Source organism: Mycolicibacterium aichiense (assembly GCF_010726245.1).
Lineage (GTDB): Bacteria > Actinomycetota > Actinomycetes > Mycobacteriales > Mycobacteriaceae > Mycobacterium > Mycobacterium aichiense.
The window spans coordinates 468,233-483,181 of sequence record NZ_AP022561.1 but is presented as its reverse complement, the minus strand read 5'-3'; the positions used below and the strand labels follow the sequence as shown (position 1 = coordinate 483,181).

Sequence of the window (14,949 nt, the reverse complement as noted above, 5' to 3'; positions counted from 1 at the left end):
TGCCACGAGCAAGGCCTGACGACCAATCTCACACCGGTTGCGTGTACATGATCAGCCTGCCGTCACGGCGGGCGGCGAACAGTCTTTGCTGCCGAAGCGCCGAGCCGACCGCCACTCCGCCCTGCCCGTGCCAGGCGGTGACCAGGGCGTCCACCGCACGGATCTGCTTGTCGGTGAGGTTGGTCGCGCCGCCACCCAGCAGCCAGCCGCGGATCACCCGGCGCCGCACGGCGGTGGGCAGGGCAGTGAGCGCAGTGACCGCGACGGTGTCGCCGGTGTCGCCGAGGGCACCTGCCGCCAGGGCGGCCCATTCGTCCAAAGCGTCGGTGTCCTCTCGCAGCGCGGCCGCGGTGCGGGCCAGCGCCTCGGCAACGCCGCCGCCGAGCACGTCTTCGAGCAGCGGGAGCACTTCGGTGCGCAGCCGAACCCGGGTGAACCGGCCGTCGTGATTGTGCGGGTCGTCCCACGGGGTCAACCCGAGCTCGGCGCACGCGGCGTGGGTGACGGAGCGGCGCACCCCCAGCAGCGGGCGGTACCAGGGCGGGTCGCAGGCCCGCATGCCGGCGATCGACCGCGGTCCCGACCCGCGGCCCAGCCCGAGCAGCACGGTCTCGGCCTGGTCGTCGAGGGTGTGCGCCAGCAGCACCGGCGTCTCGGCGCGCGCGGCGTCCAGCGCGGTGTAGCGCGCGGCGCGCGCGGCGGCCTCGGGACCGCCGTCGGCGCCGACCTGCACCCGCAGCACCCGGGCGTCCACGCAGCCGAGGTCATGCGCCTGCCTGCGGGCAGTCGCGGCGACCTGGTCGGAGCCGGGCTGCAGACCATGGTCAACGATGAGGGCGGTGGTCGGCAGTGCCGCGGCGGCCGCCGCCGTCAGAGCCAGCGAGTCGGGTCCACCGGACAGCGCGACGCACCACGACGTCGCGCCGGGCAGGTGCTCGGTCGCGAAGCCGGCCACCCCGGCCCGCAGGGCGGCTACAGCACCCGGTCGATCCACCGCTGCGGATCTTCGATCTCGTCGGGCAGCGGCAGGGTGTCCGCATTCGTCCACACCGTGTTGAACCGGTCCATCCCGACCCGGTCCACGACGTGGTCGACGAACGCCTTGCCGCGGGTGTACTGGCTGAGTTTGGCGTCCACCCCGAGCAATGCCCGCAGCAGCCGCTGCAGCGGCGGTTGCTTGCGCTGCCGGCGTTGATCGAACCGGTTGCGGATGGTTTGCACCGACGGCACGACGGCCGGACCGACCGCGTCCATCACGTGGTCGGCGTGACCTTCGAGCAGGGTGCCGAGCACCAGCAGCTGATCCAGCGCCACCTGCTGCGGCTCGGACTGCACCGCGCGCATGAACCCGAGGATGCCCGCATCGTTGGGGCCCAGGTCCCCGCTCCGCCGCTTCTTGGCAAACTCCGCCAGCCGTCCCACCACCTGCGTCACGTCGTCGGCCGCATCGGAGGTCAGCACCCCGAGCGCCTGCGACATGTGTTGTGCCAACCAGGGATTGGCGGAGAACTGCACCCGGTGGGTGACCTCGTGCAGGCATACCCACAACCGGAAGTCGGCCGGGGAGACCCGCAGTTGGCGCTCGACGGCGATGACGTTCGGGTAGACCAGCAGCAGCAGGCCGTCCTCGGAGCCGGTGTCGGCGAACGGGTCGTACTGGCCCAGGATTCCCGAGGAGATGAACGCCAGCACCGCGCCGGTCTGCGCGCCGGTCACCCGGCCGGTGACCGGGTTGCTGGGTGTGTCGGTGCCGCCGGTCATCACCCGCATGGAATCCGACGCCGCCCGGATCCAGCCCTGGCGGTCGACGATGCGTGCCTCGGCGACCGGGGCGTCGCCGCCCATCCGGGTGACCTCGCGGACCGGGCCTTCGGCCTTGCGCGCCGCGACAGACAGTTCGTCGACGGCCTGGCTGCGGGTGTAGTCGGTGGCGGCCGGCCCCGGCCGGGCCAGCCAGGCGCCGACATTCCCGGCGAACGACCAGTCCACGGCCCGCCCGACGGTCACCTGCGAGCTCATGAGCCGCACCCGCAGGTGCGCAGGACGCTGGCCAGTGCGTCGAGGGCCACCCGGCCCATCGGACCGGCGTCGTTGGAGATGAACGCGAACGTCAGCACTCGGCCGCCGGCATCGGTCACCACTCCGGCCAGGGAGTTGATCGCCGTCAGCGACCCGGTCTTGGCCCGCAGCCAGCCGGCCGACGCCCCCTTGGAGTCACCGCCGAGGAAGCGGTCCGACAATGTTCCGCTGCCGCCGGCGATCGGCAGCAGGTCGAGCAGCGGACGCATGCTGGGCTGATCGGGGCCCGCAGCGGCCTGGACCACCTCGTCGAGCGTTTTAGCCGTGAGCCGGTCCAGCACCGACAACCCACTGGAGTCGAACAGCGTGGCGCCGGTCATGTCGACGCCGGCGCCGGCGAGCTTGGTGGTGATCGCGTCGACCGCGCCCGCGAAGCTCATCGGGCGTCCGCCGGCCTTGGCCACCTCCCTGGCGATCGACTCGGCCATCACGTTGTCGGAGGCGTTCATCATCTGCCGCAGCCGCTCGATCAGTGGTGCGCTTTGCACCGCCGCCAACTGCCTGCCGGTCGGCCGCCCCGGCGCCATCGTGACCTTGGCCGGGTCGACGCCCAGCGCGGTGGCCAGAGCGCGGCCCGCGTCCAGGGCCGGGGTTCGGGACCGGGCCGAATCGACTGTGGTCGGCTGGATACGTCCGGCGTCGATCATCACCGACTGCATGGGGGCGATGTCGCCGCCATCGATGTCGGCGGGATCCCAGCCGGGCGCGAAATCCGGCCCGCTGTACAGAGAGTCGTCCACCTGGACCGCCGTCGCGGTGATCCCGCTCTTGCGCACCTGATCGGCGAGATCACTGATCCGGGCGGCACCGCGATACCAGGTCTCCTGGCCGGCCGGGGCGGCCGACAGGATGGGGTCGCCGCCACCGACGAGCACAACCACGCCCGGCTGCGTGGTCTGGTCGGCCGCGACGACGGTGGTGGTGACCCGCTCGTCACGGTTCAGGGCCAGCAGCGCGGCACCGGTGGTGAGCGTCTTGTTGGTCGAGGCCGGCAACAGTGGCACGTCTGAGCGGTGCTCCCAGAGCTGGGTACCGGTCTGCGCGTCGGTGACCCGGCCGCTGACATTGCCGAGATTGGGATCGGCGACGGGCAGGGCCAGCGCAGCGGTCAGACCGGCGGCGGTGGGCACCGGCGCGCTGTCGGACACCGGGACCACGCCGGGGTTGGCCGTCACCAGCGCATGACCGGGCGGGGCCTGCGCGCTGCCGGTGTCACTGCCGTGGGTCAGGACGGCGGCTATTGCCACGATGGCGGCGACCAGCACGACCACCGCCACGGCGAGCACCACGTGGGCCCAACGCCACCCGCGAGTCGGGCTCATCATTCTCCTGGGGCCTTCCTGACTTCTGTTTCGTCTCATTGTGCCGAACCACCGTGCAGTGCAGGCCAGCGCGGGCGTTAGGGTAATGCCGCGTCGCCGGCCCGGCGGGCACGAGTCAGCGGAAATAAGGAGTCGCACGGTGGAGTTCGACGTCACCATCGAGATCCCGAAGGGTCAGCGCAACAAGTACGAGGTCGACCACGAAACCGGACGGGTCCGCCTCGACCGCTACCTCTACACCCCGATGGCCTACCCCGCGGACTACGGCTTCATCGAGGACACCCTCGGCGAGGACGGCGACCCGCTGGACGCGCTGGTGCTGCTGCCGCTGTCGGTGTTCCCCGGCGTGCTGATCGAGGTACGCCCGGTCGGGATGTTCAAGATGGTCGACGAAGCCGGCGGCGACGACAAGGTGCTGTGCGTGCCTGCCGGAGACAAGCGCTGGGACCACATCCAGGACATCGGCGACGTGCCCAAGGACGAACTCGATTCGATCCAGCACTTCTTCACCCATTACAAGGACCTCGAGCCGGGCAAATTCGTCAAAGGCTCCGACTGGGTCGGACGAGCCGAGGCCGAGGCCGAGGTGGAGCGCTCCCGCGAGCGGTTCGCCAAAGAAGGTCACTGAGCGCCGAGGGCGCTGGTGAGAAAGTTTGCCTGGCCGTAACAATCGGTAACCCGGTTGTCCTTTGGCTTTTCGATCATGAACTGGTGTTGATGCACCAGGGCATCGGTCTCGAGGCCTTCAACGAGCTGCCGGACAGCAAGGCCGTCCACGCGCTCTATGAGTGCTGCAACAGTGTCACCTTGGCGCGGGACCTGACCAGGGGACGCCCGTACTCCGACCGGGACGAATTGTTCCGGCGCGCCGACGACTTGCTGTTCTCGCTGTCGGAGTCCTCGATCGACGACATCCTGCAGGCCTACCCGCATGTCGGCCGGCGCCCCGGGAGCACCAAGTCGCAGGCCGAGCAGTGCTCGGTCTGGGACTCCTCGCCCGAGGTGATGGCCGAACTCACCGCGGCGGTAACCGACTACAACGAGCATTTCGGTTTCGGATTCGTCATGCACATCGGCGGCTTGCCCCGTGAGGTCTGCGCCAAGTCGGTGATCGCGGCGGTCCGCGACCGGATGCACCACGACCCCGAAACCGAACGCAAGGTTGTCTGCAACGAGCTGGCCCGGATCAATCGAAGCCGGCTCGAACGGATGCTCGGACCCGAGGGCGGCTACGACAACTGGGGCTGACAACTGGGGCTGACAACTGGGGCTAGGGTGCAACCGTGCCCCTGCCGATGGATCCGGAAGTACTGACCCTGCTGCAACCGCTGATGGAGGCGGCAGCCGCTCTCGAACCGCCCGCGATCGGGGATGTGGCGACCCGCCGCGAGCGGGCGATCCCGATGTTCCAGACGCTCGGCGCGTCGCGCGATCCGGTCGACGGCGTCGAGGTGTCGCGGCACACGCTGCGCACCGCCGACGGCGCGGAACTTGATCTGTCGTGGTACTTCCCCACCTCCGAGTCGCCCGGCAGCGCCGTGCTGTACCTGCACGGCGGCGGCATGATCTACAGCCTGGCCGAAACCGCTCCGGCCTACGACACGGCGATGCGTGGCTACGTCGCGGCCACCGGGGCCCCGATGCTGCTGGTGGATTACCGTGTGGCCCCGGAGTTTCCGGACCCGACGCCGGTCGAGGACTGCTACGCCGCGCTGTGCTGGCTGGCCGAGCACGCCGCCGATCTGGGCGTCGACCCGGCCCGTATCGCGGTCGCCGGTGACAGCGCGGGCGGGGGCCTGGCAGCCGGGGTGAGCCTGTTGGCCCGCGACCGCGGCGGCCCCGCGCTGGCTGCGCAGGTGCTGATCTATCCGATGCTCGACGACCGCACCACCACCCCGGATCCCGAACTCGACCCGGAACTGCTGACCTGGAACTACGACGACAACATCACTGGCTGGGGTGCGCTCCTGGGCGATCGCGCCGGGGGCGATGACGTGTCGATCTACGCCGCGCCGGCCCGCGCGCAGGTGCTGACCGGGCTGCCGCCCACCTACCTCGACGTCGGCGATCTGGACATCTTCCGCGACGAGAACATCGCTTATGCCGCGCGGCTTTCCGCTTCCGGAGTGCCAACCGAACTGCACGTTCATCCTGGCTGCCCGCACGCCTGGGAGGCGCTGGCCCCCGCCGCGGCGGTGTCGGAGCGCGCGGTGGCCGACCGGATCCGGCGATTGCGCGCGGTCTAGCGTCCGACAGCGCTTGTGGCCGTGGCGAACTCGGCGATCAGATCGGCAAGGACATCCGGCTCGTCGAGCATCGAGAACGTGCGTGCGCCGCGGATGATCTCCAACCGGGAGTTCGGCAGGGCGTCGGCAAGCCTGCGGCCGTCGGCCTGCGGGAAGAACGCGTCATCGGCCGACCACGCGATCAACGCCGGCTTGGCGAACTGCGGTAGCTTGGCGGCGGCGTCGAGAGTGGTCTGCCGGGTGAGCGATCCGGTGAACCGACGCAGGTTCTCGGCGATCGCGCGGTCGCGGACGGCCTTGCGGGTCCATTCGGCAGTCAGCGCGTCGAGGTTGGTGTGGGCCAGCGCACCGTACGCGCGGCGCCGGACCGTACGAGAACGCATGCCCTGCACCGCGATTCGCCATAGCAACGGAATCCTCGCCGCGGTGATGAATGGTGCCAGGATCGGTGGCGGAAAGTGTTCGAACGCATCGCAACTGGTGAGGACCAGCGCGCCGAGCCGGTCGGGGAACTCGGTGGCGACCACCTGGGCGACGGCTCCCCCGGTGTCATTGCCGACCAGGACGACGTCGTCGAGCCCGGTTTTGTCGAGGAACTCGGCCACCATCGCGGCGACGCCGCGCATCGTCATATCGGCCGACGACCGCATCGCCGTCTGGTGTGCGCCCAGCGGCCAGGTCGGCACGATGCACCGCAGGCCATGCCGAGCCAGCCTGGCGCTCAACGGGCGCCACAGCGACCCACCCATCGCGTAGCCGTGGATGAAGACCAGCGGCCTGCCCGCGGCCGGTCCGGCCGTTTCGTAATGGATGGTTCCGCTGCTGAGTTCTACGGTGTGCATGACGATCTCCTCTCGATGACAACTAACAAACAGACAGTCTGCATGTAAGATACCGACAGGGTGTACGGAAAACAAGACATGACCACCAGACGTACTCAGGCGCAGCGCTCCGCGGCAACCCAGGACGCGCTGCGCATGGCCGCGCGCGAACTGTGGGGCCAGCGGGGTTACGCCGAGGTCGGAACGCCGGAGATCGCCCAGCGCGCCGGCGTCACCAGGGGCGCGATGTACCACCAGTACGCCGACAAGTCGGCGCTGTTCCTCGACGTCGTCGAGGCAGTCGAAGCCGACGTGATGAACCGGTTGGCCGCGGCAGTTCTCGCTCAGGAGCCGCCGACGCCGGCCGCCACCCTGCACGCCGCCGTGGACGCCTGGCTCGACATCAGCTCGGAGCGCGAGATCCGTCAACTGATCCTGCTTGATGCACCGAATGTATTGGGCTGGAATGGTTTCCGCGATATCGCTGAGCGCTACAGCCTGGGCATGACCGAGCAGTTGCTGCAGGCCGCGATGGACTCCGGCGAACTCGCGGACCAGCCGGTGCGTCCGCTGGCGCACATCCTGATCGGCGCGCTGGATGCCGCGGCGCTGACCATCGCCCACGCCGAGGATCCCGAACGCGCGGGCACCGAGGTGCGCAGCGCCCTGCACCGCATCGTCAACGGGATGCTCGCCGGACAGCCCTGACCTTCGAGCACGTACACCGACTGCGGTGGCATGCTGGAGGCGGTGGATTCGCTGTGGCACTTCTGGTGGCTGATCTTCCCGCTCGGCGGGGTGATCGGCGGTGTGGTCCGGTCTGTGGCCGCGGCCAACGAACGGCGGGCCGAGCGCCGCATGGAGCGTTACCGCCTCAAACAGCAGGCCAAGATCGCCGTCGCGGAGGCGGCCGGTAGAAACCGTGGTACCGACGCGGCATACCGGCGGGAGCTGAAGCGAATCACCGCTGCGCACAATCGGACCGACGAACGTTGGCTCTCCTACGAGACCGACGTCGCCAAGCTGCTCGACTTCCCGATGATGACCGACATGCGCGATCCCCTGACGGTGTCGTTTCACAAGGCCCGCCAGCGCGCCGAGCTGTTGCGGCCGGAGAACATCGACGACGTCGTCGGCGATCGCGATGCCCAGCTGGAGTATCGCGATGCCGTCGGCGAGTACGCCGCCGCGTTCGACGTCGCCGAGGCCGAGGCGATCCGCCGGCGCCGCAGTGATTTCTCGGTCGGCGATCAGCAGCGCCTGAGCCGCGCTCAGCACTTGTTGCACCTCGCCGAGGACACCGCCGCCACCCCCCAGGAGCGGCGCATTGCCTACGACAGGGCGCGGCGCGAACTCGACGGACTGGTCGTGCTGCCCGCCGCCGCTCGAGAGGCGATCGAGCGGCGCGTGGCCGGCGAGATCGAAGCCTGAGACGAACCCGGCGGCCGATGCTCGGCGCGCCCCGAAGTGGCCGGTCACTTAGGCTCAGAAGGTGATCGACGGCGGGCAGGACTCCACTCGGACGCAATCAGACTTCCTGTCCCTCCCCGATCTGGCGGCCCGGCCGGCAGGCGGAACTGTGGTTTGGGCCAACGACGACTTGTTCGCCGAGCGAGAGAACCTCATCAACCCCCGGCCGGCCGAGTTCCGCCCGGCCACCTTCGGGCACAAGGGCCAGATCTACGACGGCTGGGAGACCCGGCGCAGGCGCGGCACAATGCCCGGGGACTGCGACACCGCGATCGTTCGGCTAGCCGCCCCGGCCATCGTGCGCGGCGTCGTGGTCGACACCGCGTGGTTCACGGGCAACTACCCACCGCAGGTCTCGGTCGAGGCGGCCTGCGTCGAGGGTTACCCGAACGTCGAAGACCTTGTGCACCAAACTGACTGGACCACCATCCTCGACCGGGCCGACGTCAACGGTGACACCCGGAATCTGTTCGAGGTCAGTTCGTCTCGCCGGTGGACGCATGTCCGGCTGTCGATCTACCCCGACGGCGGAGTGGCCCGGCTGCGTGTCCACGGCCAGGGTCTGCTCGACCCGCGGTTCGTCGACGGCATTCCGCTCGATCTCGCCGCCCTGGACAACGGTGCCCGAGTCACGGCCTGCTCCAACATGTTCTATTCGTCGCCGAACAACCTGCTGCTGCGCGGCACCGCGCACACGATGGGTGACGGGTGGGAGACCTCGCGGCGGCGTGACAACGGAAATGACTGGGTGCAGGTGCAATTGGCCGGTCACGGGGTGCTCACGGTGGCCGAACTGGACACGTCCTACTTCGTCGGTAACGCCCCCGGCAGCGCCCGGCTGGTGGGTCGCGACGACGACGGCGACTGGTTCGAGCTGCTGCCGCGCACCGATCTGCAACCCGATACCCGGCATCGCTTCCTGCTGTCCAGCCAACGGCCGGTCACCGATGCCCGCCTCGAGGTGTATCCCGACGGCGGTATGGCGCGGCTGCGGTTGTTCGGCCGGCTCACCGACACGGGACGGCGTCGGGTTGCGGACAAATGGGCTGCGGCGGCGTGACATGACCTATCCGAGGGACATGGTCGGCTACGGCCGTATACCCCCTCACCCGCACTGGCCGGGCGATGCCGCCATTGCGGTGCAATTCGTGCTGAATTACGAAGAAGGGGCCGAGAATTCGGTCCTCGATGGCGACCCGGCCTCGGAGACGTTCCTGTCCGAAATGACACCGGCCGAGCCGTTCCCCGACCGGCACATGAGTATGGAGTCGCTCTACGAGTACGGCTCACGCGCAGGGCTGTGGCGGCTGCTTCGGCTCTTCGAGCGTCGCGGTATCCCGCTGACCGTCTTCGCGGTCGCATTGGCCATGCAGCGAAATACCGAGGCGGTGGCGGCTTTCAATGAGCTCGGCCACGAGATCGCTTGCCACGGACTGCGATGGAAGTCCTACCAGTCCGTCGACCGGGACACCGAGCGGGCGCACATGGCGCAGGCCGTTTCGATCCTGCGCGATCTCACCGGAGCGGCTCCGCTGGGCTGGTACACCGGCCGCGATTCGCCGCACACGCGCGAACTCGTCGTCGAACACGGCGGCTTCGTCTACGATTCCGATTCCTACGCCGACGATCTGCCGTACTGGGTGGACGTTGCCGGCCGTGCCCATCTCGTCGTGCCATACACGTTGGACACCAACGACATGCGGTTTGCCTCGGCCGCAGGCTTTTCCAACGGTGACGAGTTCTTCGCCCATCTGCGGGACGCGTTCGACGTGCTCTACGCCGAGGGTCGCGCGGGCGCCCCGAAGATGCTGTCCATCGGACTGCATTGCCGGCTGGCCGGGCGTCCGGCGCGCACCGCGGCGCTCGAACGGTTCTGTGACCACGTCCAATCCCACGATGGGGTCTGGATCGCCCGCCGTATCGAAATCGCCGACCACTGGCGCAGGGCTCACCCCGCCGAGTAGCGCTTGTCCGGCGGTGTCGCGTACTCGCCTCGCTTGGACGTGCGTAAACCCATGGTCACCAGCGACTGCACCGTCAGGGTTGCGGCGGTGACCCCGTCAATGACGGGTACACCCACGTCGGCGGAGATCTCGGCACACATATCCGCCATACCGGCACACCCCAGCACCACGACGTCGGACCCGTCGGCCTCGATGGCGTCGCGGCAGGCCTCGGTGACGACCTTGCGCGCGTTCGGGTCGGTCTCCAGATCGAGTACCGGAATCTCGCAGGCATGGATACCGCGGCAGAACCGTTGCATGCCATACCGTTCGGCAAGTCGCGCCGACTGGCCGATGGTCCGCGTCAGTGTGGTGACGATGCTGAACCCGCTGCCGAGATGGCTGGCCGTCTGCATCGCGGCCTCCGCGATCCCGATGACCGGTCCGGCCGCCACCTCCCGTGCGGCATCGAGGCCAGGATCACCGAAACACGCGATCACGTAGCCGTCGACACCCTCTCGATCACCGTGGCGCACCGCCTGCAGCACGCCCGGAACCGCCAGCGCCTCGTCGTAGTGGCTCTCGATCGACTCCGGTCCGATCTCGGAGGTGATTCCGGTGATGACCACACCGGATCCGGCCACCGCGCGGGCACACTGTGCGATCGTGTCGGTCATGGCCCGTGTGGTGTTGGGATTGATCACCCAGATCCGGGTCACGGCAGCGCAGCGACGGCCAGCTTGCCGCGCGTCGCGAGCCCGTAGTAGATCGCCAGGCCCAAACCGCAGCCGATGAACCAGCTGTACTGCGCAGCGGTATGCATACCCGGCACTCCGACAGCCAGCACCGGCACCACCGCGACCAGGGCCGAGACCGCCGTAGCGATCACCGCAGCCGGGTTGTAACCCTTCTTGTACCAATAAGTTCCGTCCTCGGCGAGGGTGAACAGCGCGTCAACGTTCACCTTCTGCTTGTGGATCAGGTAGTAGTGGCCGATCAACACGCCGAACAGCGGGCCGATGAACGCACCGAGCGTCTCCAGTGTGTAGTGGATGACCTCGGGATTGTTGTACAGGTTCCACGGGGTGATGAGCACCGAGCCGACGGCGGCGATCATTCCGCCCGCGCGCCAGCTGATCCGCTGCGGGCTGACGTTGGAGAAGTCGAAAGCCGGCGAGATGAAGTTCGCGACGATGTTGATGCCGATCGTGGCGATGGTGAAGGTCAACGCTCCCAGCACGATTGCGAAGGTGGAGTCGATCTTGGCCACGGTCGCCACAGGATCGGTGATCAACTCGCCGAAGACCGGCACGGTGAGTGAGGCGGTGACGACCACCAGGATCGAGAACACCAGAAAGTTCACCGGCAGACCGAGGAAGTTGCCACGCTTGACCGCCGCGAACGACCGGCCGTAGCGGGCGAAGTCGCCGAAGTTCAGCATCGGGCCCGAAAAGTACGACACCACAAGGGCGATGGCACCGAGCATGACCGGCACGGCATCCAGACCCGTGTACTTGACATCGCCGAGATTGAGATCGATTGCGCCCCAGCCCGCTTTGTAGATCAGATAGCCACAGAGCATGAACATCACCACGTACACCGCGGGACCGCAGAAATCGATGAACTTGCGGATGGATTCCATCCCACGCCAGAAGACGCATGCCTGCAGGACCCAGAGCAGCAGGAAGCTGCCCCAGCCCAGGAACGGCAACCCCAGAAAGCCGTGCTGGTTGACGTCGGCGTACGGCGCAAGTGCGGGAAAGAGCTTGAGCAGCACCACATCCAGCGCAGCGGAGGCCAGATAGGTCTGGATGCCGTACCAGGCCACCGCGATCAGACCGCGGATGATGGCGGGGATGTTCGCACCGAGCACACCGAAGACGCTGCGGCAGATCACCGGATATGGCACGCCGGTGGCCTGGCTGGGCTTGGCGACCAGGTTGCAGAAGACGTTGACGATCACGATGCCGATGAGCAGTGCGATCAAGACCTGCCAGCTGGCAAGGCCCAGGGCGAACAGGCTGCCCGCCGTGACGTAGCCCCCGACGCTGTGCACGTCGGACATCCAGAAGGCGAAGATGTTGTAGGAGCTCCAGTGCTGCTCGCGCAGCGGAGCCAGGTCCTCGTTGGTCAGGCGCGGGTCGTAACCCGGCTTGATCAGTCCGCCGCCGACCGGGTGGCCGGCGGCTTCCACGATGTCACCCGCGCCGACGACGGCGCCGGGCGGCAGGTTTTTCACGCTCTGCGGTGTGTCGATGTCGGTCATGGCCGGACGCTATCGACGGTGCGTTTCCCCGGTATTTCCGGTGAACTACCCGGCTATTGCGCCGAAGATATATCCGCAGGCAGAAACAGCCCGGTGTCCGTCGGCAAGGCGGCGATGACGGAATTGAGCCGCCCGGCGTGCAACTCGGCGACAGTGAGCAGCTGTTCCACGTCGCCGGCCAGGAATGCGAGCACCATTTCGCGGTGGTCGCCGTGCAGCGCGGCCCGGGCCGAGGGCTCGACATGCACCATGGACTGCACGGGTTCGGTCATGTTCCATGCTGATTCGAGCATGTGCAGCAGCCGGAACATGCGCGACGGCCGGCTCAACGAGAGATGAAAGTGCCTGCTCTGCCGGTGGTAGGTGAGCGGATCGTCGTCGTCGACGGCCTGCTGCAGGGCATCGTTCGCCGCGACGATCGCCGCCCGGTCGGCATCGGTCGCGTTGGCCACCGCGGACGCCAGCGCCGCGGCCTCCAAAGTCTCACGCACGATGTACATTTCGCGCAGTTCTTGCACCGTGAGCTGTGCGACGGTGTAGCCGGAGTTGGATCGATGCGCGACCAACCCCTCTCCGATCAGTGTCTTCAGCGACTCACGGACCGGAATCTGGCTCACCCCGAACAGATCCGCCACTTCGGCCAACGGAATCGGCGTCCCGGGCGCGACGGCACCGTCGAGGATCACCCGCCTCAACTCGTCGAGGATGGCCTGTTGCGGGCTTCCTGGGTGGTCGACCACCAGCCGATCGAGCAGCGCCGAACGTCGTCGCAACATCGGGTCACGGTAGGCGCACTATGTTTCCGCGGTGCTACGGCGCAGCCGACCGGTTGAGGCGACTACCCGGCCGCCCACTGCTTGGCCTGCTCGAGCTCGGCGAGACCGAACACCGCGACGTCACCGGGCATCAACCAGCCCACCGCGTGAATGGTGTGGACCACCCACTCCTTGTCGCTGACCACCGCGACCCGCTTGAACGCGGCGTGCCGGGTGAACAGCGTGCCCAAGCCGAGTTTGAGATCCTCGACCAGGCCACCGGGCCCGAACCCCTGGTAATCGGAGTCGATGACTTCGACGATCCGGATGTCGCCGTCCGGCTTCATCAGGTCGTCCATCGCCGGCTTGAACGCCTTGAGGTCCTCGCCGCTCACCCGGCCGGACACCCGAAGGCCCGTCACACCCTCAGGCATGTCGGAAAGGACTTCGATCATGGATTCAGCGTAGAACCGCGACCCGCTCAGGCGGCCGGGATTCGCAACCGATCCTGGATGCGGCTCAGGGCGGCGTGCGCCCGGGGACGCAGATCGTCGGCCGGTCCGACCGGGATCAGCGTGACGCCGTCAGCGACCCCGGCCACATACAGGTCGGCGACCAGCCCGGCCAGGCCGTCAACGGTCCCGGCGTAGCGAACTCCCTCGGTGCCGCCATGGTCGGAGATCGCGGCCAGCGCCGTGCGCGGGTCGTCAGCGACCGCCACCGACAGATCGAGCACCACGGCGACGTCGGTGGGCAGTCGGCGGCGCCGTCGTGCCGCTTCCTGCAGGTCCGGCGCGCTCAACCGCACCACCGGGCGCTGGCCCGCGGTCACCTCGGTCAATTCCGTCCAGGCATCGTCGGTCTCGGCGATGAACACCCGTAACTCCGGCATGTCGGCCACGCTAAGGACACCAGCGAGCACCGGCAATGGTTCCGTTCAGCCGGACCAGAACTCCGATGTCTGCGGGCTTTCAGCGGTTGTCGACCACCCGCGTCTTGATCAGGCTGGCGACCATCGTCAGGAACAGCGTCAGGATGATGACGGCCAGGCTCAGCAGTGTCGGAATCTCCGGCACGTGCACGCCTTCGCCCCCGTTGATGAACGGCAGCTCGTTTTCGTGCAGGGCATGCAGCACCAGCTTGACCCCGATGAAGAACAGGATGAAGGCCAGGCCCTGCGACAGGTACACCAGCCGGTTGAGCAGATCACCGAGCAGGAAGTAGAGCTGGCGTAACCCCATCAGCGCGAAAAGGTTTGCGGTGAACACGATGTAAGGCTCGCGGGTGAGGCCGTAAATCGCGGGGATGGAGTCCAGCGCGAACAGCAGGTCGGTGGTGCCCAGCGCCACGATGACCAGAAACATCGGCGTCATCAGGCGCTTGCCGCCCTCCTTGACGTACAGCTTCAGGCCGTCCCATTTGTCGGTGCTCGGCACGTACTTGCGGGCCAGGCGCACCACGGTGTTCTCGGCGTCGTCGTCGTGCTCGGTATCGCGGACCAGCCGGATCGCGGTGTACAGCAGGAATGCCCCGAAGATGTAGAAGATCCACGAAAACTGTTCAATGGCAACAGCACCCAGCGCGATGAAGATGCCGCGGAAAATCAGCGCCAGGACGATGCCGATCAGAAGTGCCTCTTGCTGATAGATCTTCGGCACCTTGAAGCTGGCCATGATGATGATGAAGATGAACAGGTTGTCCACCGACAGGCTGTACTCGGTGAGCCAGCCCGCGTAGAACTCCAGGCCGAACTGACCGCCGTGGAAGTTCCACACCCACAGCCCGAATGCGATGGCCAAACCGATGTAGAACGACAGATAGATGCCGCACTCACGCATCGTGGGTTCGTGCGGGCGCCGCGCGACGAAGATCACGTCGAACAGGAGCACCGCGACCGTCACGCCGATGGTGATGAACCATTCGAGCGGTGTCACATTCATAACAGGACCTCCGGGCGTCACAAAACGTCCGAGGTCTCTTCCGCCGAGCAAAGCTCGGCCCGCGGCACCGGACAGCCAACGTTGGCCGCCGTGGTGACGACACCGCG

17 protein-coding genes are annotated in these 14,949 nt (G+C 67.7%); 7 read left to right on the top strand and 10 right to left on the bottom strand.

What is annotated here, in order from left to right; translation table 11 throughout:
* Positions 1–28: 28 nt before the first annotated feature.
* From tilS to dacB, 3 genes are read right to left on the bottom strand one after another with little or no spacing between them, the layout of a single operon-like run.
* Positions 29–994 carry a tRNA lysidine(34) synthetase TilS gene (gene tilS, locus G6N32_RS02275; protein ID WP_115317542.1) on the bottom strand — a complete coding sequence of 322 codons (966 nt, stop codon included), beginning with the start codon at positions 992–994 and terminating at the stop codon, positions 29–31.
* A complete protein-coding gene (locus G6N32_RS02270) occupies positions 973–2,019 on the bottom strand; it encodes an Rv3626c family coenzyme F420 biosynthesis-associated protein (protein WP_115318884.1) in 1,047 nt (348 codons plus the stop codon). The genes tilS and G6N32_RS02270 overlap by 22 nt, the downstream gene beginning before the upstream one ends.
* On the bottom strand, positions 2,016–3,401 hold the full coding sequence (dacB, locus tag G6N32_RS02265) for a D-alanyl-D-alanine carboxypeptidase/D-alanyl-D-alanine endopeptidase (RefSeq protein ID WP_115318885.1): 1,386 nt from the start codon (positions 3,399–3,401) through the stop codon (positions 2,016–2,018). Before dacB ends, G6N32_RS02270 begins: the two co-directional genes overlap by 4 nt.
* A gap of 139 nt (positions 3,402–3,540) precedes the next feature.
* Here dacB and G6N32_RS02260 point away from each other — a divergent pair, with 139 nt between their 5' ends.
* From G6N32_RS02260 to G6N32_RS02250, 3 genes are all read left to right on the top strand, one after another.
* Positions 3,541–4,029: an inorganic diphosphatase gene (locus G6N32_RS02260; protein WP_115317543.1), complete on the top strand. Its 489-nt coding sequence runs from the start codon at positions 3,541–3,543 to the stop codon at positions 4,027–4,029.
* Between the two features lie 83 nt (positions 4,030–4,112).
* Positions 4,113–4,649, top strand: a complete 537-nt coding sequence (locus tag G6N32_RS02255; RefSeq protein WP_115317544.1) for a 2-oxo-4-hydroxy-4-carboxy-5-ureidoimidazoline decarboxylase — start codon at positions 4,113–4,115, stop codon at positions 4,647–4,649.
* A gap of 35 nt (positions 4,650–4,684) precedes the next feature.
* Positions 4,685–5,647, top strand: coding sequence for an alpha/beta hydrolase (locus G6N32_RS02250; protein ID WP_163789089.1), 963 nt, complete (start codon positions 4,685–4,687; stop codon positions 5,645–5,647).
* Here the strand turns inward: G6N32_RS02250 and G6N32_RS02245 are convergent.
* Positions 5,644–6,489, bottom strand: a complete 846-nt coding sequence (locus G6N32_RS02245; protein WP_115317546.1) for an alpha/beta fold hydrolase — start codon at positions 6,487–6,489, stop codon at positions 5,644–5,646. The two genes, G6N32_RS02250 and G6N32_RS02245, sit on opposite strands and share 4 nt — an antisense overlap.
* 78 nt (positions 6,490–6,567) lie before the next feature.
* On the opposite strand from G6N32_RS02245, the gene G6N32_RS02240 reads away from it, so the two are divergent.
* The 4 genes from G6N32_RS02240 to puuE all read left to right on the top strand — a co-directional run bounded on the left by G6N32_RS02240 (position 6,568) and on the right by puuE (position 9,902).
* Positions 6,568–7,176 carry a TetR/AcrR family transcriptional regulator gene (locus G6N32_RS02240; protein ID WP_115317547.1) on the top strand — a complete coding sequence of 203 codons (609 nt, stop codon included), beginning with the start codon at positions 6,568–6,570 and terminating at the stop codon, positions 7,174–7,176.
* 30 nt (positions 7,177–7,206) lie between these two features.
* Positions 7,207–7,899: a hypothetical protein gene (locus tag G6N32_RS02235; protein ID WP_115317548.1), complete on the top strand. Its 693-nt coding sequence runs from the start codon at positions 7,207–7,209 to the stop codon at positions 7,897–7,899.
* Between the two features lie 61 nt (positions 7,900–7,960).
* Positions 7,961–8,998: an allantoicase gene (alc, locus tag G6N32_RS02230; protein WP_410432859.1), complete on the top strand. Its 1,038-nt coding sequence runs from the start codon at positions 7,961–7,963 to the stop codon at positions 8,996–8,998.
* Position 8,999: 1 nt separating this feature from the next.
* On the top strand, positions 9,000–9,902 hold the full coding sequence (puuE, locus tag G6N32_RS02225; protein WP_115317549.1) for an allantoinase PuuE: 903 nt from the start codon (positions 9,000–9,002) through the stop codon (positions 9,900–9,902).
* Here the strand turns inward: puuE and G6N32_RS02220 are convergent.
* From G6N32_RS02220 to G6N32_RS02195, 6 genes are all read right to left on the bottom strand, one after another.
* Positions 9,887–10,600 (bottom strand): aspartate/glutamate racemase family protein, encoded by a 714-nt coding sequence (locus tag G6N32_RS02220; protein ID WP_115317550.1) that lies wholly within the window; start codon positions 10,598–10,600, stop codon positions 9,887–9,889. The two genes, puuE and G6N32_RS02220, sit on opposite strands and share 16 nt — an antisense overlap.
* Positions 10,597–12,147, bottom strand: a complete 1,551-nt coding sequence (locus tag G6N32_RS02215) for an NCS1 family nucleobase:cation symporter-1 (RefSeq protein WP_115317551.1) — start codon at positions 12,145–12,147, stop codon at positions 10,597–10,599. The genes G6N32_RS02220 and G6N32_RS02215 overlap by 4 nt, the downstream gene beginning before the upstream one ends.
* Before the next feature lie 53 nt (positions 12,148–12,200).
* The gene (locus tag G6N32_RS02210) at positions 12,201–12,923 is read right to left on the bottom strand and encodes a GntR family transcriptional regulator (RefSeq protein ID WP_115317552.1); all 723 of its coding nucleotides are present in this window, start codon (positions 12,921–12,923) and stop codon (positions 12,201–12,203) included.
* A 62-nt stretch (positions 12,924–12,985) separates the two neighbouring features.
* Positions 12,986–13,357, bottom strand: a complete 372-nt coding sequence (locus G6N32_RS02205) for a SpoIIAA family protein (protein ID WP_115317553.1) — start codon at positions 13,355–13,357, stop codon at positions 12,986–12,988.
* 26 nt (positions 13,358–13,383) lie between these two features.
* Positions 13,384–13,794: a hypothetical protein gene (locus G6N32_RS02200; RefSeq protein WP_232077447.1), complete on the bottom strand. Its 411-nt coding sequence runs from the start codon at positions 13,792–13,794 to the stop codon at positions 13,384–13,386.
* Positions 13,795–13,873: 79 nt separating this feature from the next.
* Positions 13,874–14,842 (bottom strand): TerC family protein, encoded by a 969-nt coding sequence (locus G6N32_RS02195; RefSeq protein ID WP_115317554.1) that lies wholly within the window; start codon positions 14,840–14,842, stop codon positions 13,874–13,876.
* Positions 14,843–14,949 lie beyond the last annotated feature (107 nt).